The 21396-nt window shown below is 63.6% G+C and carries 16 protein-coding genes; 5 read left to right on the top strand and 11 right to left on the bottom strand.

Features of this window, described 5'->3' with window-relative positions; genetic code table 11:
* Nucleotides 1-19: 19 nt before the first annotated feature.
* From K8I04_06455 to K8I04_06445, 3 genes are all read right to left on the bottom strand, one after another.
* On the bottom strand, nucleotides 20-1783 hold the full coding sequence (locus K8I04_06455; GenBank protein MBZ0071351.1) for a histone deacetylase family protein: 1764 nt from the start codon (nucleotides 1781-1783) through the stop codon (nucleotides 20-22).
* A 92-nt stretch (nucleotides 1784-1875) separates the two neighbouring features.
* Nucleotides 1876-3360 carry a RimK family protein gene (locus tag K8I04_06450; protein ID MBZ0071350.1) on the bottom strand — a complete coding sequence of 495 codons (1485 nt, stop codon included), beginning with the start codon at nucleotides 3358-3360 and terminating at the stop codon, nucleotides 1876-1878.
* Nucleotides 3361-3648: 288 nt separating this feature from the next.
* Nucleotides 3649-4803, bottom strand: coding sequence for a GNAT family N-acetyltransferase/peptidase C39 family protein (locus tag K8I04_06445; GenBank protein MBZ0071349.1), 1155 nt, complete (start codon nucleotides 4801-4803; stop codon nucleotides 3649-3651).
* 382 nt (nucleotides 4804-5185) lie between these two features.
* On the opposite strand from K8I04_06445, the gene argE reads away from it, so the two are divergent.
* From argE to cpdA, 3 genes are all read left to right on the top strand, one after another.
* A complete protein-coding gene (argE, locus tag K8I04_06440) occupies nucleotides 5186-6349 on the top strand; it encodes an acetylornithine deacetylase (GenBank protein ID MBZ0071348.1) in 1164 nt (387 codons plus the stop codon).
* Nucleotides 6350-6836: 487 nt separating this feature from the next.
* Nucleotides 6837-8165 carry an amino-acid N-acetyltransferase gene (gene argA / locus K8I04_06435; protein ID MBZ0071347.1) on the top strand — a complete coding sequence of 443 codons (1329 nt, stop codon included), beginning with the start codon at nucleotides 6837-6839 and terminating at the stop codon, nucleotides 8163-8165.
* Between the two features lie 235 nt (nucleotides 8166-8400).
* Nucleotides 8401-9171: a 3',5'-cyclic-AMP phosphodiesterase gene (cpdA, locus tag K8I04_06430; GenBank protein ID MBZ0071346.1), complete on the top strand. Its 771-nt coding sequence runs from the start codon at nucleotides 8401-8403 to the stop codon at nucleotides 9169-9171.
* A gap of 148 nt (nucleotides 9172-9319) precedes the next feature.
* Here cpdA and K8I04_06425 read toward each other — a convergent pair whose 3' ends face one another.
* The 8 genes from K8I04_06425 to rhlB all read right to left on the bottom strand — a co-directional run bounded on the left by K8I04_06425 (nucleotide 9320) and on the right by rhlB (nucleotide 19236).
* The gene (locus tag K8I04_06425; protein MBZ0071345.1) at nucleotides 9320-10537 is read right to left on the bottom strand and encodes an MFS transporter; all 1218 of its coding nucleotides are present in this window, start codon (nucleotides 10535-10537) and stop codon (nucleotides 9320-9322) included.
* A gap of 301 nt (nucleotides 10538-10838) precedes the next feature.
* Nucleotides 10839-11153, bottom strand: coding sequence for a hypothetical protein (locus K8I04_06420; GenBank protein MBZ0071344.1), 315 nt, complete (start codon nucleotides 11151-11153; stop codon nucleotides 10839-10841).
* Between the two features lie 148 nt (nucleotides 11154-11301).
* A complete protein-coding gene (locus tag K8I04_06415; protein ID MBZ0071343.1) occupies nucleotides 11302-11835 on the bottom strand; it encodes a hypothetical protein in 534 nt (177 codons plus the stop codon).
* A 171-nt stretch (nucleotides 11836-12006) separates the two neighbouring features.
* Nucleotides 12007-13221: a type II secretion system inner membrane protein GspF gene (gene gspF, locus K8I04_06410; protein ID MBZ0071342.1), complete on the bottom strand. Its 1215-nt coding sequence runs from the start codon at nucleotides 13219-13221 to the stop codon at nucleotides 12007-12009.
* Between the two features lie 96 nt (nucleotides 13222-13317).
* Nucleotides 13318-14844, bottom strand: coding sequence for a type II secretion system ATPase GspE (gspE, locus tag K8I04_06405; GenBank protein ID MBZ0071341.1), 1527 nt, complete (start codon nucleotides 14842-14844; stop codon nucleotides 13318-13320).
* The gene (gene gspD, locus K8I04_06400; GenBank protein MBZ0071340.1) at nucleotides 14841-16862 is read right to left on the bottom strand and encodes a type II secretion system secretin GspD; all 2022 of its coding nucleotides are present in this window, start codon (nucleotides 16860-16862) and stop codon (nucleotides 14841-14843) included. The genes gspE and gspD overlap by 4 nt, the downstream gene beginning before the upstream one ends.
* 73 nt (nucleotides 16863-16935) lie before the next feature.
* Nucleotides 16936-17829, bottom strand: a complete 894-nt coding sequence (gene gspC / locus K8I04_06395) for a type II secretion system protein GspC (protein MBZ0071339.1) — start codon at nucleotides 17827-17829, stop codon at nucleotides 16936-16938.
* Between the two features lie 90 nt (nucleotides 17830-17919).
* Complete coding sequence (rhlB, locus tag K8I04_06390) at nucleotides 17920-19236, bottom strand: ATP-dependent RNA helicase RhlB (GenBank protein ID MBZ0071338.1); 1317 nt, start codon at nucleotides 19234-19236, stop codon at nucleotides 17920-17922.
* Between the two features lie 300 nt (nucleotides 19237-19536).
* On the opposite strand from rhlB, the gene trxA reads away from it, so the two are divergent.
* Nucleotides 19537-19863: a thioredoxin TrxA gene (gene trxA, locus K8I04_06385; GenBank protein ID MBZ0071337.1), complete on the top strand. Its 327-nt coding sequence runs from the start codon at nucleotides 19537-19539 to the stop codon at nucleotides 19861-19863.
* A 209-nt stretch (nucleotides 19864-20072) separates the two neighbouring features.
* Nucleotides 20073-21329, top strand: coding sequence for a transcription termination factor Rho (gene rho / locus K8I04_06380; protein ID MBZ0071336.1), 1257 nt, complete (start codon nucleotides 20073-20075; stop codon nucleotides 21327-21329).
* The last annotated feature ends 67 nt before the right edge of the window (nucleotides 21330-21396 follow it).

Raw genomic sequence — 21396 nt, 5'->3', positions numbered from 1 at the left:
AAGCAGCAGTCTCGACGCCTCATGGGGCACGCCGCGACGTCTTGAGCTGCTGCCAGCCCTCCCAGAGCCCTTCGAAGAAGGCCCGGGCATTGACGCCCAGCGTGCGCGTGCGGTAACCGCCTTCCTGCACCACCAGTGTGGGCAGACCGAGCGCGCCGACGGCCAGACCGTTGCGGCGGAAATCGGCGGCTGTCAGGCTCCAGGTCCCTGTTGGATCACCCTTGGCGGTGTCGAGGCCGAGCGCCAGCACCAGATATGCCGGCCGGAAATCGCGGATACGTGCGAGTGCGCGCCCAAGGGTCTTACGGTAGCGTTCGGGCGATGCGTCTTCGGCCAATGGATAGTTCAGGTTATAGCCTTCACCCGCAGCGGCGCCGCGCTCGTCGACAAATCCGGCAAAATGCGGGTAGGCGTAACTCGGATGTCCGTGGATGGACAGCGTCAGTACGTCCGCACGTTGATAGAAGATGTCCTGGGTGCCGTTGCCGTGATGGAAGTCCAGGTCCAGCACCGCGACCGTACCGAAGCGACTGAGATGCTGCGCTGCGACTGCGGCGGAATTGAAATAGCAAAAGCCACCGAAGGCACGCCGCTCCGCATGATGCCCCGGCGGGCGTACCAGCGCATAGGCAAAATGCCGCCCGCCCAGGATCTCATCGGCACCCGTCATCGCACAGCTCACCGCATCACGCACCGCCAGATAGGCGTTGCGGTTGAGTGGCGTGAAGGTATCCATGCAGTAGTAGCCGGCGCGCAGCTCCCAGTCCCTGGGCGTACGGCGCGGATTGCGTAACGGAAACACGATGGGATAGATGGACTTGCCTTCCGGCACCTGCTCACAGGCACGCCGCAGATACTCCACATAATCACTGTCGTGCACCGCCTTGATCAACTTCTCACTGGCACGGCGCGGCTTGAGCGCCTCGAACAGACCGGTCTTGTCCAGCTCCTTGAGAATGGAGGCGATACGCACCGGCGCCTCGACATAGCCGCGATCACGCACATGATGGATGTCGTGGCCTTCGTTGCGAATGAGTCCGATACCGTTGCCGCTGATCTTTTTCGGCGGCACGGACAAGGCACGCTTGCGCCTGACATAACGCGGCTCACGGAGCCTGATCGGATCGTCTCCGAAGGAATCAGCAACTGCACGGATGTATTTCTCATCACAGACATCCCCATACTTACGCTCCAGGATCGCGCGCACAACCTTGCGCATCAGACTGCGGCTGACCCGAGTCCCCTGGCCGAGATCGTCATAGACCAGAAAAAACAGGTTATTGTCACCTTCGTTGATGGGCTTGTGAAACTCGTTGTTGACCACCGGGCGTGCGCCATAACGCTCATAGAAACGCAAGCGCGCCTTGTTCTGCTCCAGCAACTCCGGATGTTCGACCAGATGCGCCTCGTCCGGAAGACATTCGAAGAAGATACCGACCGCACCCAGCAGCAGCGCCTCCTCCCGCACCCGCTCGTACAGGACACTGCCCAGCCCGCCGCCCGTGGTGCCCGGTGCCACGGAAATGAACTCGAGATAACAGAAGTTCAGGTCTGTGACATGCAGGAATAACGCGAAACCCTTCACCCGTTCCGACTGGTCCTCGGCAACAAACACGATGGAACGGAATTTGTATTTGAGTGGGTCGCGCAGCTGCCCCGGAAGTTTGTCGATCTCCTGTTGCGAGGCAAGTGGAAACTGACTGCGCATGATCTCGGCGATCTGCTCCAAGGCATGGCGGTTGGCTGGAGAGACGTCGTCATGAATGGTCCGGATGCGCAACATATGAACCCCTGCAGAAACGTGATAAATGCATGTCCCGTCGAGTTGATCGACAGGTGCCGGCTACGGTCCACATGCAACGGCCACCAGCAGGATCAGTTCCTGCGACGACTGTCGAGACGGCGCACGAAATCACGGATGATCAGGCTGTAGAGTTCACTTTTGAGATAGGTGTCTTCCACACCGGCCTCGAGGTTCGGATTGTCGTTGACCTCGATGACGTACACACCGTCCTGATTCTGCTTGACGTCCACACCGTACAGGCCATCGCCGATCAGATTGGCGGCATTGAGCGCCGCCGTGACCACGTCTGCGGGTGCATCGCCGACACGCCAGGCCTTGAAGGCACCTTCGGTGATACGCCCACCCGGGCCATGATTGACGATCTGCCAGTGTTTCTTGGACATGAAATACTGGCAGACGAAGATCGGTGTACGGTTGAGTATGCCGATACGCCAGTCGAAGTCAGTGTACAGATATTCCTGTGCCAGGATCAGTTCCGAATCCTTGAACAGGCGCTGAGCTATCTCCAGCAGTTCGGCACGGTTCTCCGCCTTGTAGACACCGAGCGAGAAAGACCCGTCCGGCACCTTCATCACCACCGGATAGTCGAACTCCCGCTCCACGATCCGGTCAATGCGCTTGATATCGGCCTTGTGCAGAATGCTGCTCTTCGGTGCCGGCACGCGATTGGCGCGCAGCAGTTCGGCCATGTAGACCTTGTTGGTGCAGCGCAGAATGGAATTCGGATCATCAATCACCACCATGTCCTCACTTTCGGCCTTTTTGGCGAAGCGATAGGTGTAATGATTGATCCGTGTGGTATCACGAATAAATAGCGCATCGTATTCCGCCAGGCGCTCATAATCCTTACGCTGTATGAGCTCGACCGACACACCCTGCCCCTTGCCGGCCTTGACGAAGTTGGCCAGCGCACGCTTGTCCGAGGGCGCCAGAGGATCGTTCGGGTTGTACAGAATCGCCAGATCGTAACGGCTCGGCGCCTTGGTCTTGGGCGAGCGCCAGCGTTTCTTTAAGTAATGGCTGAGCGCCCAGGAGAACAGCTCACATTGTTCCGAGCTTAGTTTATTCAATGCCAGCGGTCGGATCTCCTTGATGCGCCACTTGCTCCCGTACTCGAACGTGACCTGCAATATCGGACAAGGGAAGGTTTCATAGATCTGCCGGGCAAGATCGGCGAGTTTCTTGTACGCGCATTCGCCGAAGTAGATATCCAGCACAAAGGTATTACCCTCGCCACGCTGCCCGCTGCGTCGAAAGGCCCGTTCTACCAGATCGTCCAAATCCTCGGCGTCCAGGCCGTACATGGCCTTGCTGGAGAGATCCAGCATGGTCTTCACCGAAGGAATGGTGCGATGACTGCGCGCCTGTGCCAGCAACGCACAATAATAGCCGACACTCTGATAGCGGTAGCTGCGCGACAGGTTGATCACCTGCACATTGCGCATCTTGAAGTATTCCGGGCTGGTGAGGTAATCGTCGACGTCGACGACCGTCGCCTCGGGAAAGTCCGCCTTCCAATCCTTGAGGTTGTCGACGATGATGATCTGGTTGGTCATGTCACCTGGGTTCCTTGGGGTGGTGAGGAGTGAGGCGTGAGGCGTGAGGAGAAAAAAGAAAACCCATTTTAGCCACGGAATCCACGGAAAAACACGGAAAAATTTATTGTAAGGACCTTGAGGATTGCCAGTGTGCGTCCGCGGCAGCGACGCACCATCGGTGTACAAAAACCTGGTGCGTCAGGCTGTGCTCGACGCACCCTGCTAGTCTCGAGCCCCTGCATGGGCACCAATATATTTTTGCTTTTCAATAATCAATATTTCCGTGTTTTTCCGTGGATTCCGTGGCTAAGATCTTTTCGCCTCACGCCTCACGCCTCTCTTCTTCACCAGCCTGCGCCTGCGCGTGGTGGAGCGACGCCGTACGATCAGTGCGGCACGCTGGGCGCTCTTCCCGTAGCGTGCCATACGATCGAAGTCACTCTGCAGAATCGGCATGTTGATGCAATCCATGCGCGTCTTACCCATGTCGTAATCCACGAACGGGTCGTGCACATAGATGAAGCGCTCATCGAAGCCGGTCACCACCACCCAGTGTGGCGACTTCTCCTTGTAGATACGGTAGGAGCTGATCAATACGATGGGGATACCACCGGAGTTGAACTGGGACTTCAGATCATCGACGCCGAGCTTGGTGTAGTGTTCGGCAATGGGCAGCGCGGCGACCTCCTGGATGAACTCGTCCTGCACCAGCCGGATGACCTCCTTTTTTTCCTCGTTGCGTACCGAGTCGACAAACATCGGTGTCTCGTCCTTCACATAGATCTCGACGTCGAAGCCGCGGTGATAGGCCGACAGCGCCAGCCCGTGCGCCCCACAGCCGCCATGACCGGAGGTCATGAATACGGTGGTTGCCTCGCGCCAGATACGGATCTCCGTCTGGCGGCTCATGTCCACGCTGTCGTCCAGGGCCTGCATGGCCATCATCAGGGCAGCGGGGCCGCAGGTGAAGTCCAGTGTCTGCTCGTAGTAAGGCACCCGCACCAACTCCGGCCGCAGGTGCGGCACCATGAGTTTCTCGAAGCGCAGCGCGTCGGCGTGGTCCTCGTAGTAGTCGTCGACCACTCCGAATTGACGGTAGTTCAGCTTCTGATACAGGGCGATGGCGGCGGCATTGTCCGGCCGCACCTCCAGGCGCATGTACACTCGGCCGCGCGCCAGGGCGGCGTGTTCGGCCGCCTTGATCAGCTTCGCCGCGATGCCATGGCCGCGGCTGGCGGGGTCGACGGCCAGCGAATACATACGCGCCAGCGAGGTCCCGGTATGGAACAGCAGCAGGACGTAGCCGCGCAACTCGCCCTTGTGTTCCTCGACGAGGGTAGCGGCATTGGCCTTGGTGAGCATGTAGCGGAAATTGCGGCGCGACAGCCGATCGTGGTCGAAGCAACGGTTCTCGAGCGCGACCAGGGCATCGAGATCGTCAAGCAAGGCGTCGCGGATCATGGGCAGGGGGCCGGAAAGCGGGTGCACCGGCCACCACTTTAGCACGCCGCCCCGGCCCCCGGCAGCCCGGCCTGAAGGGTAGTCACGGTCACGCAACCCAAAATCTGCCACGGAAGGACATGGAATGTAAATCCCGTCCCATTCCCGCCTTCCGTGTGCTTCGGTGGCAAATGCAGGCCTTGATCCTGAAAACCCATTTCAGTCGCGGGGTTCGCGTCGCGGTCATGGTGCGTCGCTGCGCGGACGCACCCTGCGGGCCGTCGCCTTTGCACATCGATTCTGTTCGTGGGTTTCGTGCTTTCCATATTTTCCGTGACGGGGTTTTTGGAGTCCCCCACCGCGGGACGTTTCAAATCCGCCGCCGTTGGTACAGAATCGGCGCATGCCTGCCTCTGCACCGACACTGATGGATATGCTGCGCGGCCTGATCGGGACACCCTCGGTGTCCAGCGTCAGCCCGCAGTTCGACCAGAGTAATCGTGCCGTCATCGACCTGCTGGCCGGCTGGCTGGACGACCTGGGCTTCGCGGTCGAGGTTCAGCCGCTGGACATTCATCCCGACAAGGCCAACCTGATCGCTACTCTGGGCCGCGGCGGCGGTGGCCTGGTACTCGCCGGACACACCGACACCGTACCCTGCGACCCCGAGCTGTGGACCTCCGATCCGTTTTGTCTGACGGAACGCGACCAGCGCCTCTACGGCCTGGGCACCGCCGACATGAAATCCTTCCTGGCGCTGGCCATCGAGGCCGCCCGGCGCTTTGCTGCCGGCAGCCTGCACGCGCCATTGACCATCGTCGCCACCGCCGACGAGGAGAGCTCCATGGCCGGTGCGCTGGCCCTGGTCGAGGCCGGCCGCGCACTCGGCCGCCACGCCATCATCGGCGAGCCGACCGGCCTGCGGCCGATCCGCACCCACAAGGGCATCATGATGGAGGCCATCCGGGTCCGTGGGCAGTCCGGCCATTCCTCCGACCCGGCACTGGGCAACAGCGCGCTGGAAGGCATGTATCAGGTGCTCGGCGAGATCCTCGCCTGGCGCGCTGAACTGCAGGAGCGCCACCGCAACCCACTCTTCAAGGTGCCGGTGCCGACGCTCAACCTCGGGTACATCCACGGTGGCGATAATCCCAACCGCATCTGCGGCGCCTGCGAGTTGCACATCGATCTGCGGCCACTGCCGGGCATGGACCTGGATGAACTACGTGGCGAACTGGAGCGACGCCTGGCACAGCGCCTGGCCGGCAGCGGCCTGGGGCTGCAGGTCGAACGCCTGTTCGCCGGCACCCCGGCGATGGAGACCCCGGCCGGCGCACCCATCGTGCAGGCCGGGGAGCGCCTCACCGGTTACCCCGCCGGGGCTGCCGCCTTCGGCACCGAGGGACCCTACTTCAACGAACTGGGTATGGACACCCTGATCCTCGGCCCGGGCGACATTGATCAGGCGCACCAGCCCGACGAATACCTGCGTCTGGACCGCATCCCACCGACGCTCGATCTGCTGGAACGGCTGATCGGCGAGTTCTGCGTGGCACCGACGAGATGAGATATATTTTTTGAACCGCCAAGACGTTCAGAAACTCCGGGGGCGAACCGCCAAGGCGCCAAGGTCGCCAAGAAAGAAATATGGGAACCGCCAAGGCGCCAAGAAAATCTTTATTACTTTGTGGGCAGTCATTATGACTACAAGAGTATCCTTGGTACTCAAATAAAACGCGGGCTTGGTGTAGCACCATGTACTGACTTCGATGTAAAACTTCGTTGGATTGGACGTCGAATAGGACTTCCCTCACCATGACGCGCAGTCCTGGTACTGAAAACAACATATTTTCATTTCTGGCATTCTTGGCGCCTTGGCGTCTTGGCGGTTCACAATTAAGGTTTCTTGGCGCCCTTGGCGCCTTGGCGGTTCACAATAAGGTTTCTTGGCGTCCTTGGCGTCTTGGCGGTTCCAGAAAATCGTTCTTGCCACCTTGGCGGTTCAAAACATTTACGTTACAAATAAGCCCACGAACCCAACACCGAGCTCCCCTGTGCCTAACAAGAACCCCATCACCAGCGAATTCGTCACCGGCTTCCGCCATTCGGCGCCCTACATCCACGCCCACCGCGGCCGTACATTTGTCATCGGCTTTTCCGGCGAGGCGATCACGGAGCCCGGGTTCACAGCGCTGATCCAGGATTTCGCCCTCCTGCACAGCCTGGGTATCCGGCTGGTGCTGGTGTATGGCGCGCGGCCGCAGATCGAGGAGCGGCTGCGCAAGGCCGGTGCGGAGATCCGCTATGCCAATGGCCTGCGCATCACCGACGAGGCGACGCTGGCCTGCGTCAAAGAGGCGGTGGGTACCCTGCGGGTAGACCTGGAGGCGCTGCTGTCGATGGGACTGGCGAACACGCCCATGGCAGGCGCGCGCATCGGCGTGGCCAGTGGCAATTTCGTCATCGCCAAGCCGCTGGGCGTACGCGAAGGGGTGGACTATTGCCATACCGGCGAGGTGCGCCGCATCGACGGCGCCGCCCTCCGCCAGCAGCTGGAGGGTGGGCGCATCGTGCTGCTGTCGCCGCTCGGCTATTCGCGCACCGGCGAGGTGTTCAACCTGAGCGCCGAGGACGTGGCCATGCACACCGCCATCGAGCTGCGGGCCGACAAGCTCATCCTGCTCACCGACGGCCCGGGACTGGCAAAGGGTCGCAGGCCCGTCCGCCAGCTCAGCCCGGCCGACGCCGAGAAGCTGCTGCGTGGCCGGCGGGCCCTGCCCGAGGACACCGCCCGCCAGCTGGCCAGCCTCACCCGGGCCGCCAAGCGCGGCGTGCGGCGCGCCCACCTGGTCGGCCATGCCAGCGACGGCGCCCTGCTGCGGGAGTTGTTCACCCGCGACGGTGTCGGCACCCTGGTAACAACCGATGTCTATGAGGGCCTGCGCCAGGCGGGCATCGACGACGTCGGCGGCATCCTGGAGCTGATCGAACCGCTGGAAGCCGAAGGCGCGCTGGTGCGACGCTCCCGCGAGTTGCTGGAGATGGAGATCGATCAGTTCCTGGTGGTCGAGCGCGACGGCATGATCACCGCCTGTGCCGCGCTCTATCCCTATGCCGACGAGGCGGTCGGTGAGCTCGCCTGCCTGGCCGTGCACCCCGACTACCGGGGCGAGGAATACGGCGACACGCTGCTCACCGCCATCGAGGAACGCGCGCGCGAGGCCGGTATCCGACGGCTGTTCGTACTCACTACCCGCACCGCACACTGGTTCCGTGAACGCGGCTTCGCAGCGGCCGTCGTGGGCGACCTCCCCGTGCGGCGCCGCGACCTGTATAACTACCAGCGCAACTCCAAGGTGTTCATCAAGCCGCTGGCGGAATAGGCGGCGCGCGACCGGCATGTGCCGCAAAAGACATGGAAAGCACGGGTAAAACTCTTTTCACCATGCACGTTACGCAAGCCACGAAAGGCTATTGGCCCTGAAAAAACCATATTGGCCACGGAACCACACGGAAAAACACGGAAGGCGGGGATCCGGCAGGTTTCGTATCCCGTGTACTTCCGTGTGGTTCCGTGGCCAATGCTGGGTTTCGTGGCTGGCAGCGCTTTGACGTGACATGAGCAGCCTGCGCTTCGTGCAGATCACCGATACGCACCTGACTGACCGGGCCGGGGGCATGTTGCACGGGGTGAACACCGCGCAGACGCTCGCGACGGTGGTCGATGGTATACGCGCACGCGAGTCACGGATCGACGGTATCCTCGCCACCGGTGATCTCAGTCACGACGGTGGCACGCCTGCGTACCGACGCCTGCTCCGGATGCTCGCACCGCTGGGGGCACCGATCTACTGTCTGCCGGGCAACCATGATGCCCGCGACGTCTTCAGCTGCGTGCTGAAGGGGCCGCGGGTGCAGAGTGGTGGACGGCTGCTGCCGGGCGAGTGGCAGCTGATCCTGCTGGACAGCGCCGTAGCCGGTGCCGTGCACGGTCACCTGCGGCCGCAGGAAATCGAACGCCTGGATGCCGCATTGCGGGAGCATCCGGACCGGCATGCGCTGATCTGTCTGCATCATCAGCCAGTGCCGATCGGGAGCGCCTGGCTCGACCGGCTCATGCTCGACAACGCCGCGGTACTGTTCGAGGTACTCGACCGCCACCCCCAGGTACGTGGCCTCCTCTGGGGGCACGTGCATCAGGAATTCGACCGGCTGCGCGGTGCTGTGCGCCTGCTCGCCTCGCCCTCCAGCTGCACGCAATTCAAGCCCGGCTGCGACGCGTTCACCCTCGACGACCGCCCCCCCGGCTACCGCTGGCTGGACCTGCATCCCGACGGCCGCATCGAGACCGGCGTCGTCTATGTCACCCGCCGCAAAACCCCGCTTTAGCCACGGAACCCACGAAAGTCGTTAAAGGCGAAACCTGGCCACGGAAACACACGGAAGTACACGGAATGCAAAACCCGCCGTATCCCCGCCTTCCGTGTACTTCCGTGTGTTTCCGTGGCCAATAAGGGTTCCGTGGCCATCCATCTCCTCAGTCCCGCTGCGCCGCCGCACTGCGGCACAGGCCATAGCCGAGCACCGCGCCGCCGATGAGGCAGATCGCCCCGCAGGCGGCGACGGTGTGGGCGACTCCGATGTGCTGTGCGACGCTGCCGGCGAGCAGGTTGCCGAGCGGCGCGGAACCCAGGAACACCACCGAGAACAGCGACATCAAGCGGCCGCGCAGACTGTCTTCCACTTCGAGCTGGAGAAAGGTATTGGTGCCCGCCACCAGCGAGGTAAGGGCGAAGCCGATGATGGGCAGGCTCGCCAGGGCGAAGGCGAAGCTGCTGGCCTGAGAAAACAGCAGCAGGCCGAGGCCGGCGAGCAGACCGGAAACCGCGATCACGCGCTCCAGACCCGTGCTCATCCTACGCTGCGCCAGCCGCAAGGCGCCGAGCAGGGCACCGAAGCCGGAAGCACCGACCAGCAGGCCGAGTTGCTGCGCATCGCCGCCGAACACGTCGCGCGCAAACACCGGCATGAGCACCAGATAGGGCGTCCCCACCAAAGCCACCAGGGCCACCAGCGCCAGCGCATAGCGTAACGGCGGCTGGCGCCACGCAAAGCGCAGCGCGGCCCAGGGCCCGCCGCTGCCGCCGCTGGGGCGCACATGCATCCTGGGGCGCGGCCGCATGGCCGCCAGTGCCACCAGCACCGCCAGGAAGGACAGCCCGTTCAGGATGAACAGCGGTCCCTCGCCGAACACTGCGATCAGCAGACCCGCCAGCGCCGGACCGACGAAGCGCGCCAGGTTGAACAGACTGGAATTGAGCGCGATGGCATTGGGCAGGTCGACACGGTCGACCAGCCCCGCCACCAGCGCATGTCGCGCCGGGATCTCGAAGGCATGAATGATGCCGAGCAGTGTTGCCAGCACCAGGATATGCCCCACCTGCACATACCCGCTCAGCGTGAGCGCGCCAAGGACGAAGGCCTGCAGCATCGCCAGCGTCTGCGTCATCCAGAGCAGCCGGTAGCGCGAATAGTGGTCGGCGAGCGCCCCGGCCGCGAGCCCCAGCACCAGCACCGGCGCCAGATTGAGAAAGCTCACCAGCCCCAGCATGAAACTCGAATCGGTCAACCGGTAGACCAGCCAGGCCTGCGCGATACTCTGCATCCAGGTGCCGTTCAACGACAGCAGTTGTCCAAAAAAATACAGCCGGAAGTTGCGGTGCCGGAGCGAACGGGTGAGGAATTTGAATTTCATGCCGGGCGGGTAGTGGAATCCGTCCCGCATTCTCGCGCAATGCGCGGCGATTTCCTATCTGCAGGTGGATATTGATCCCAAAAACCGCATTTGCCACGTACGCACACGGAACAACACGGTCACGATCATACGTTGCACACAACAGTACTCCTCACCCACCATGTGGTGAGCCGGAGCGTTGCGACGCTGTTTCATCGCAGCGTCTTCCCTGTGCTTGCGTGGCTGAAGTACGTTGTTCAGGTTGATAAAGACTGCCGCGGACAGCACCGACAAGGTCGCTGGATCCGGGATCGGGCGTGAATCAGGTGCCGGGGGGCGCCAGCAGGCCAGTGGCGAGCAGCAGCAGATAGGTGAGCAACACCAGTACGACGATGGAGACCACCACTGTCAACCGTCCCCGACGGCGTGGCGACGTACCCGGCAAGGGCGCGAGGAGTTCGGGCAGGTCCTGATAGGACAGGTCGACCATGTCCTTGAGTTTGCGCAGTTCCCATACCTCACGGCTCAGCTCGGCGTCCATGTCGAGCAAGGTCAGCACCCGTTCGCGATCATTGGCGTCGAGTTGGCCATCGGCGAACGACACCAGCATTTCGTAGGACGAAGGCGGCCGTTTCATCCGAAGTACCGTATTGCCACGGGGTCACACGGGAAAAACACGGGCCAGGCCATACGCTTCGCCCGGGCGCCGCTCAACAGCCACTGCATGACTTGCTTGTGTTGCAGTGTCTTCCTGCCGCCTGTTCGGCAGGAATGATTTTTCGGTGTCATTTCGCGCACCATGGCTGGAGGCGCACTGCGCTCTGCCCGGTACGCCCGGCGTCAAGCAGCTGCAGCTTCAGGTGGACGCGCGCGTGGCAGAGTTGCGCCAACAGTTCCGCACGCGAAATACCCAGCACCTGGCTCGCCTCGGTGTAGCTGCAGGCGCCGATATCCACCAGCACCACGATCAGCCGCTGCAGGTCGTCGAGCTGACCCAGGGCCTGACGTACGCGGTGCACCAGCGGCCGGCGCGCCGCCGACATCTTTTCCCTGGGGACGAAGTTCAGGACCTCATGGTTGTCGCGCTGATAGATACGGAAGCCGTCCAGCAGGGACCGGAACAGCGTTACGCGCAGCCGACTGCCGGCGCGGAACAGGGAGAGGTCGTGCGCCGCCATACGCCCGGCACTCGCGGCGAGGTGGCGGGCGAGTACGGCGTCATGCCCCCAGGCGAAGGCGACCCGTTCGAGCTGCGACCGGTGGGACTCGATCCGCTGACGCAAGATCCATGCGCGACAGATACGGCAGACGATGTTCATGGGCAACAGTCTCCCCGTTGTCATAGCGGGAAGACGGCGGCACGCGAGGGTTTATTCCCCCTCCTCGAGGGGCACCGGCATCAAGGCAGAATCCAGCCATAGAAGAGGCGGAATGCACGGGCAAAAAAGGATTTCCCGTACCCCGGACGACGGTACTCGGCCGGTCCGACGCTATCTGACCAGCTGATTGAGGTCGAAGATGGGCAGCAGGATGGCGAGTACGATGATGAGGACCAGGCCACCCATCAATACGATCAACAGCGGCTCGAACAGGCCGAGCAGCGTCGCGACCAGTACCTCGATCTCCCGCTCCTGACTGGTGGCGGCGCGCTCGAGCATGTCTTCGAGGTTGCCGGAGGCCTCGCCGCTGGCGATCAGATGCAGGGTCAGTGGGGGAAAATAGTGGCTCTTGTCCAGGGCCGAATAAATGCTGGCGCCCTCACGCACTTTGCGGGCCGCGTCCTCCACGGCCTCGCGCATGGGCATATTGCCGATCACCTCCGCACCGATGCGCAGGGCGTCCAGCACCGGCACGCCCGAGGCCAGCAGGATACTGAAGGTGCGCGCGAAGCGTGCCGTGTTCAGGCCACGGACCAGGCGTGCGACCAGCGGCATGCGCAACAGTAGACGGTGCCACTGCCGGCGCGGCCCGGGCTTGCGCAGCATCCAGGCCAGCACGCCAGCGGCGACGCCGAGCAGCACCAGCAGGGCCAGGCCATACGCGCGCAGGAAATCGCTGACCGCGATCAGCCCACGGGTGAGCAACGGCAGCTGCTGGCCGATATTCTCGAATACCTGCACCACCTGCGGGACGACGTAGGTGAGCAGCAGTACCACCACCGAGATGGCCAGTAGCGTGAGTATGGCGGGGTAGAACAGCGCCAGCTGGATCTTCTGGCCGAGCTGCTGGCGGCTCTCGGTGTAGTCGGCCAGGCGCTCCAGCACGACATCCAGGTGACCGGACTGCTCGCCGGCGCCGACAGTGGCACGGTACAACTCGGGGAACACGTGCGGGAATTCCGCCAGACCGGCGGCCAGCGTGTGGCCTTCCATGATCCGGGCGCGCACACCCAGCAGCATGCTCTTGAGGCGCGCCTTCTCGGTCTGCTGCGAGACCGCGCGCACCGCCTCCTCCAGCGGCAGGCCCGAGCGGACCAGCGTCGCCAGCTGCCGTGTCAACAGCGCCAGATCGCCGGCCGCCACGCCGCGCCGCAGGCTGAAGCCGCGCGCCGCCCTGGCCTCGCGCGCCGCCACCTCCTGCACCGACAGCGGCGTCCACTGCCGCTCGCGCAACTGCTGGCGCACCTGACGCGGACTGTCGCCCTCCAGCACACCCTTGTGCTGGCGACCGGCGCTGTCCAGTGCGATGAATTCGAATGCAGGCATTTACATGCAGATGCAAGAGACAAGAGACAAGAGACAAGTAAAGCCTTTGACACGGTATTGCGCATTTACTTGCATCTTGTCTCTTGTCTCTTGCATCTAATCCTCACGCGTCACCCGCAACACCTCTTCCAGCGTCGTCTTACCTTCGAGGATGCGGCGGCGGCCGTCCTGACGGATGCTGGGCGAGTGGGTACGGGCGTAATGCTCCATCTCCGGTTCGTTGGCGCCGGCGTGGATCATGCTGGCCAGCGGGTCGTCGATCTCGATCAGTTCGTAGATGCCGGTACGGCCGTGATAGCCGAGGTTGCTGCAGGCCGCGCAGCCGACCGCCCGGTAGAGCGTCGGCGGATTGTCAGCCGGCAGATCCAGAATGGCACAGTCACCGGCGCTGGCGGTGTAGGGCTGCTTGCACTGCGGGCACAGCACCCGTACCAGGCGCTGCGCCAGCACGCCGATCACGCTCGACGACAGCAGGAAGGGCTCGACGCCCATGTCGCGCAGACGGGTCATGGCGCCGACCGCGCTGTTGGTATGCAGTGTCGACAGCACCAGGTGGCCGGTGAGACTCGCCTGCACGGCGATCTCGGCGGTCTCCAGGTCGCGGATCTCACCGACCATCACCACGTCCGGATCCTGGCGCAGGATGGCGCGCAGGCCGCGTGCGAAGGTCATGTCGACCTTGGTGTTGACCTGGGTCTGACCGATGCCGTCGAGGTAGTACTCGATCGGGTCCTCGACGGTGAGGATGTTGCGACTGCGATCGTTGAGCCGGGTCAGTGCCGCGTACAGGGTAGTGGTCTTGCCGGAGCCGGTCGGACCGGTGACCAGAATGATGCCATGCGGCCGGTGGATCAGCCGATCCATGGTCAGCCGCGCCTCGTGCGCCATGCCCAGATGCTCCAGGTCGAGGCGCCCGGCCTGCTTGTCGAGCAGGCGCAGCACCACCCGCTCGCCGTGCCCGGAGGGCAGGGTCGAGACGCGTACGTCCACTGCACGACCGGCGACGCGCAGCGAAATGCGGCCGTCCTGCGGCAGGCGCTTCTCGGCGATGTCGAGCTTGGACATGACCTTGATGCGCGACACGATCAGGGGCGCGATCCCACGCTGCGGCTGCAACACCTCGCGTAGCACGCCATCGACGCGGAACCGCACCACCAAGCGGCTCTCGAAGGTCTCGATGTGGATGTCCGAGGCGTTTTCCTTGATGGCCTCGGTGAACAGCGCGTTGATCAGACGGATGATGGGCGCATCGTCTTCCGAGTCCAGCAGGTCTTCGGGCTCGGAGAGTTGCTGGGCGATGCGGAACAGGTCGGTGTCCTCACCCAGGTCCTCCATCATCAGCATGGTCTGGCTGGTCTCGGTCTCGTAGGCGTCGGTCAACAGGCTGTTGAAACGCTCCGCCGGGACAACCTCCAGGACCAGGGACCGGCCGAGGAAGCGCCGCAACTCAGCGAGTGCGGCCAAACTGACATCGGGGCGATGGCGCACGATCACGCTGCCGTCGCGCTCCCCGCTGACCAGCACACCGTGGCGCTTGGCGAAGGCGAAGCTCGGCCGGCCGGGGGCGGCGGGGGTGGCTGCCACCGGCTCCTCCAGGATTGCGCTCAGCGCGGAGTCACTCATGGCGTTGGGGTGGACGCCCCGGGCGACGCCGGAGCCGGCGTGTCCTGATCCAGATAGGGTTTGACCTCAGGGCCTTCCGACACCCCCGGCCGCGGGTATTCCGGCAGTACCGGTGCCGCGTCGTTCGGCAGCAGATTGACGCCGGTCTCGCGCAGCTGCATCTGGCGGGCGCGGATGTAGTTGTACTTGGCCGCGCTGGTCGAGGTGTAGTAGGCCGCATCCCGCAGGATGGACGGCTGCAGGAATACCATCAGGTTGCGTTTGGTCTTGGTCGATTTGCGTGACTTGAACAGATTGCCGACCACCGGCAGGTCACCGAGCAGCGGCACCTTCTGTACGTTCTCGCTCAGCGTGTCGTCCAGCAGACCACCAAGTACGATCATCTGCCGGTCCTCGACCAGCACCGTGGTCTTGATGGAACGCTTGTTGGTCACGATGTCGACGGCATCCGCCTTGTTGCCGACACTCGAGATCTCCTGCTCGATCTCGAGTTGGATGGCATCGCCCTCGTTGATCTGTGGCTTGACCTTGAGTGTCAGACCGACGTCCTCGCGCTGAATGGTCTGGAACGGATTGGACGCCCCTTCGGCGGCGCCGGTACTGGAGTAGGAACCGGTGATGAAGGGCACGTTCTGGGCGACGATGATCTCGGCTTCCTGATTGTCCAGCGTCACCAGGTTCGGCGTGGAAAGGATATTGCTCGCAGAGTCCGAGGCCAACGCCCGCACCAGCGCCCCCAGGTTGAGGAACTCCGTACCGAAGATGGTCGAGGTGCCCTCGAAATAACCCAGACTCAGGCCGTCGCCGGTGGCCAGCGGATTCGTCGCCGCGGCATTGATCGACGTACCGGTGCCACCGAAGTTGGTACCGCCGAGGATGCCATTGTTGGAGAGATCGGTGGTCGCACGCCACTGGATGCCGAGCTCGACCGCCTTGTCGGAGGAGATCTCGGCAATCACCGCCTCGACGTGCACCTGGGCGCGGCGGATGTCCAGTTGGCGGACCACGGCCGCCAGCGAACGGAATACATCCGGCGGCGCGTTGATGACCAGCGCGTTGGTGTTCTCGTCGGCCTGGATGGTAACGGCGCCCTGGCCTGCGGGCGGCTCACCCTTCTTCTCCTCGGCAATGCTGGCGCTGACGCCGGTCAGGGTCTGTACCAGATCCTCCGCCTTGGCGTACTTGAGATAGATGACGTGGGTGTTGCCGCCCCGGTCGAGGGGCGTGTCCAGGTGCGAGATGACCATGCGCAGGCGCAGGCGGTCGGATTTGTCGCCGCCGATCAGCACGCTGTTGGTGCGCTCGTCGGCGATCACTGTCGGGCCACCGCCGGCCGCCCCCTGCGGCTGGCCCGGCTGCGGTCGGTCCAGGGCGGTGATGATGCGCACCACCTCGACGGCCGAGGCGTGCTGCAGCGGCATGACCTCGATTTCGCTGTCGCTCTGCTGATCCATGCGCCGCACGATCTCGACCAGGCGCTCGATGTTCTCGGCATGGTCGGAGATGATCAGCAGATTAGTGCCCGGGTAGGCGGCCATATGCCCCTGCTGGGGAACCAGCGGGCGCAGGATGGGCACCAGCTGGGCGGCGGAGACGTTGTTGACCGCGATGACGCGGGTGACCACCTCGTCGCCGCGCCCCGGCGTCTGACCGGTCGCGACCGGCACACCCTCGGACTTGGCGTTGACGTCGGGCACGATCTTGACCACGGAGCCGCTGGGGACCGCGGCATAGCCATGTACCTTCAGAATGGACAGAAAGACCTGGTAGATCTCGTCGGACTCCATCGGCTTGGCGGATACCACCGTGACCTTGCCCTTGACGCGCGGGTCGACAATGAAGTTGGTTCCGGTGACCTCGGCGACAGTGCCGATCAGGGCATTGATGTCGGCATCCTTGAGGTTGAGGGTGACGCTGGTCGAGAAGGCCGTCTGCCATGCCAGCGCCAGCATCAACACCAGCGCCGCCCGCACTGAGCCCTTCGCACCCGCCATGCCTGCCGCCTTCATAGAATCCATACTCTAGGGCCTGTTGTTGTTATGCGTGCGTCGGCGGTCGCGGCTTCGCTCCACAACCGACCGGCGGCGCAACTCACGGGATATCGACCGACAGATCGATCTCCTGACCGGCGCGCTCGATACGCAGATTCAGCTGCCTGGCCTCGGCCAGGCTCTGCATCCCCTCCACCCCGCGCACGGCACTGTCCAACACGATACCGTTCACGGCCTTGACCAGATCGCCCGGCCGCAGGCCCAGCTGCCCGAACAACGCGGGATTGTTGCCCGGAAACAGCCGGAATCCCGCGAAGCCGTTCGCATCGTTGTACGCCACCGGCCGGGCCAGATCCAGCAGCGACTGCGGATTTTCGGCCATGCGCTGGCGGTAGTCGGCCAGCAGTTCCCCGGCCGTGTCGGCCGGACCGGAGGACGCGGTTGCTGCGGACCCAGGCGACCGGGCGCGCGTCGGCGCCCCGCCCTCCAGCCCGTCTCGCGGCAGACGCAGGGTCTCGTGCTGCCCGGCACGCTTCAATATGATGCGATCGGGATGGATCTCGACCAACTCGGCTCCACCGGGCAGGGCCGATCCGATCCGGAAAAAGTTTTCCTTTCCATTGGGTTCGGCAATGATGGCGTAGGCGCTCTTAGAATCGCCGGAGGATAGCACGCCGCGCAGGACCAGATTGAGCCGGGTTTCCGGCGCGTCGATGGGCACGGGGCCCGTGGGTGCACCGGTCTCGCCGGGTGCACCGAACAGGTGCCAATTGACGACAGTACTGATGTCCACCCCCTGGCGCATCGCAGCCGCCGCCGTCGTGGGTGCCGCCGGCTCCAGCACCACGTCCGGCAGGGGCGGGGCCGGCACCACCTGCCAGACCACCACCGCCAGCCGGTACAGTACCCAGACGCCGAGCAGCAGGGCGGCCACCCGCGCCGTGTGTTCGGCGCGAGGCCCCTGCAGCCAGTCGATCACCTGGTTCAACTGCATGAACTGGGAACCCCCCGTATCCATCCGTATCCACCGCCCCTCGACGCGGGGGCGTACCCGGAACCCATGTCCACCCGGACCTCGCCCGGGTCAGCTGTCCGCGCCCTGGCGGCGGCGTCCACGCCCCCCGCCGCCCGCGCGGCCCGAGCCACCTCCATTGCGCTTCTTACCGCCGGGGCCTCCGGGGCTACCGGGGCGGCGCGGCCAGCGTTCGACCTTCACCGGCGGCTGCAACTCGGCATGGAGCGCATCCCCCGCCGTTTCTACCGGGATCTTGTGGCCGATATAGGCCTCGATCTCCGGCAGGGAGTAGACATAGGTCTCACAGGCGAAACTGATGGCATCACCCTCCGCCCCCAGGCGTGCCGTGCGCCCGATGCGGTGCACATAGTCCTCGGCATCCTGCGGCAGGTCGTAGTTGAAGACATGGCTGACCTCGGGGATGTGCAAGCCGCGGGCCGCGACATCGGTAGCCACCAGGACCGGCAGGTCACCTGCCTGGAAGCGCGCGAGCAGCGTCTGACGTTTGTGCTGAGGGACGTCCCCGGACAGGATCGCCGCCGCAAAGCCGTTACCCTCGAGGTAGCCCCAGACCCGGTCGGCAACACGCTTGGTGTTGACGAAGACGATGCTGCGGCGCGGATCCATATGCTTGAGCAGGCCGATCAACAGCCGTGTTTTGTCTTCGTTGGCGGTGTGGTACAGCACCTGCCGGACCCGCTCCGCCGTGACCTGTTCGGGTTCGATACGAATCAGTTCCGGGTTGTTCATGTGCTCGTAGGCGAGCTCGGTCACGCGCAGCGACAGGGTCGCCGAGAACAGCAGCCCCTGGCGCTGCTCAGGTGGTGGACAGCGTCGCAGCAGGAAGCGGATGTCCTTGATGAAACCGAGATCGAACATACGGTCGGCCTCGTCCAGCACCACCACCTGGGCCGCGCGCAGATCGAAGACATGCTGCTTGAAGTAGTCGATGATGCGACCGGGTGTACCGATCAGGATGTCCACCCCCGCCTCCAGATCCTTGCGCTGCTGATCGTAGCCGGTGCCGCCGTAGCACAGGGCGTACGTCAACCCCGTGTATTTGCCGAGGAGCTGCGTGTCCGCGTGGATCTGGATGGCCAGCTCACGGGTCGGCGCCAGCACCAGGGCGCGCGGCTGGTTGGGACGGCGATCCGCCGGGCCCGGCCGGGTCAGGAGATTCTGGAACAGCGCCAGCATGAAGGCGGCCGTCTTGCCCGTCCCGGTCTGCGCCTGCCCGGCGACATCCCGCCCCAGCAGCGCCAGCGGCAGGGTCTGTGCCTGGATGGGTGTGCATTGAGAGAACCCCGCTGCCGCGAGCCCTTGTAGTATCGACTCGGCCAGCCCGAGGGTGGTGAATCGACATTCCGTTAGATGTTGTTGCGCCATAACGGCGCAGCATAACCGAAAACCGGCCGACGCATAACCGTGCAGGCAGCGGCGGCGGGCTTGCATTGCGCGGCGGGTTGGGCTCAGAATGGCAGCCATCCGATGCCCGGCCCACGACTCTGACCCATCATTCCAGCCCTGCCCCCCCCGTGAGCCGCCCGCCGCACCCGGCGATGATGACTCCAGCGGGCCGTCGCGCAGGCCGCAGCGCGCGCCCGGATCAAACACCGGACGCGGTGACACTGGGATGATCAGGGGCTGCCTGCCGGGCAGACCGCAGCTACTTCAGGAGACTCATTTGTGAGCGATCGTATTGTCTATGTCACCGATGCATCGTTTGAGAGCGATGTGCTAAAGTCCAGTGAACCGGTCCTGGTGGACTATTGGGCCGAGTGGTGCGGCCCGTGCAAGATGATTGCACCGATCCTGGACGAGATCGCCGACGAGTACGCCGGCAAGATCAAGATCGCCAAGCTGAACATCGACGAGAATCCACAGACCCCACCCAAGTACGGCATCCGCGGGATCCCGACCCTGATGCTGTTCAAGAACGGCGGTGTGGAGGCGACCAAGGTGGGCGCCGTGTCGAAGTCACAGCTGACCGCCTTCATCGACAGCAATCTCTGACAAAAGTGGTGTCCGGCCCGCATCGCCGGGCTGGACGCTGCCCCACCGGCATGCTAGCCTTGCCCCATTCAGGTTAGAAAAATATTCCTAAGTTTGATTTTCCGCCGTCACCGGCACCCCCCCGTTCAGTACGTAGTTCCCAGCCCGCTCGGGCTTTGTGTCGTGACCCCCAACAGCCCGTTTTTCATTCACACATCTTCGAACAACTCATGAATCTCACCCAACTGAAGCAGAAACCCGCCTCTGAAATCATCGAACTCGCCCAGGAGATGGGCATCGACGGCGCCGCCCGCTCGCGCAAGCAGGAGGTGATCTTCTCCATCCTCAAATCGCACGCCAAGGGCGGCGAAGACATCTACGGCGATGGTGTGCTGGAGATCCTGCAGGACGGTTTCGGCTTCCTGCGGTCGGCGGACAGTTCCTATCTCGCCGGCCCCGACGATATCTACGTCTCGCCCAGCCAGATCCGCCGCTTCAACCTGCGCACCGGTGACACAGTCTCCGGCAAGATCCGGCCCCCGAAGGAGGGTGAGCGCTACTTCGCGCTGCTCAAGGTCAGTGAGATCAACTTCGACTCACCTGAGAACGCCAAGAACAAGGTCCTGTTCGAGAACCTCACCCCGCTGCACCCGACCCAGCGCCTCAAGCTGGAACTCGGCAATGGCAGCACCGAAGACATCACGCCGCGCGTCATCGATCTCGCCTCGCCCATCGGCAAGGGCCAGCGCGGTCTGATCGTATCGCCGCCCAAGGCCGGCAAGACTATGCTGCTGCAGAACATCGCCCAGAGCATCGCTGCCAACCACCCCGAGTGCTACCTGATCGTGCTGCTCATCGACGAGCGCCCGGAGGAAGTGACCGAGATGGTGCGTTCGGTGCGCGGTGAAGTGGTGTCGTCGACCTTCGACGAGCCAGCCAGCCGCCACGTGCAGGTCGCCGAGATGGTCATCGAGAAGGCCAAGCGCCTGGTCGAACACAAGCGCGACGTGGTCATCCTGCTCGATTCCATCACCCGTCTGGCGCGCGCCTACAACACCGTGGTGCCATCGTCCGGCAAGGTGCTGACCGGCGGTGTCGACGCCAACGCCCTGCAGCGTCCGAAGCGCTTCTTCGGCGCCGCGCGCAACATCGAGGAAGGCGGTTCGCTGACTATCCTGGCCACGGCACTGGTGGAGACCGGCTCACGCATGGACGACGTGATCTACGAGGAGTTCAAGGGTACCGGCAACATGGAGATCCACATGGACCGCCGCATCGCCGAGAAGCGCGTTTACCCGGCGATCAACATCAACCGCTCGGGCACGCGCCGTGAAGAACTGCTCACCAAGCCCGACGAATTGCAGAAGATGTGGATCCTGCGCAAGCTGCTGCACCCCATGGACGAACTCGCCGCCATGGAGTTCCTGCTCGACAAGCTCAAGGACACCAAGACCAACGCCGAGTTTTTTGATTCGATGAAGCGGTGAGGGTTCGGGATTCGGGATTCGGGATTCGGGATTCGGGATTCGGGATTCGGGATTCGGGATTCGGGAT

The sequence above is a fragment of the Gammaproteobacteria bacterium genome (genome assembly GCA_019911805.1).
GTDB lineage: Bacteria > Pseudomonadota > Gammaproteobacteria > Thiohalobacterales > Thiohalobacteraceae > JAHJQQ01.
The sequence above is the reverse complement of the archived record's forward strand: the minus strand, read 5'-3'. Positions and strand labels throughout refer to the sequence as shown.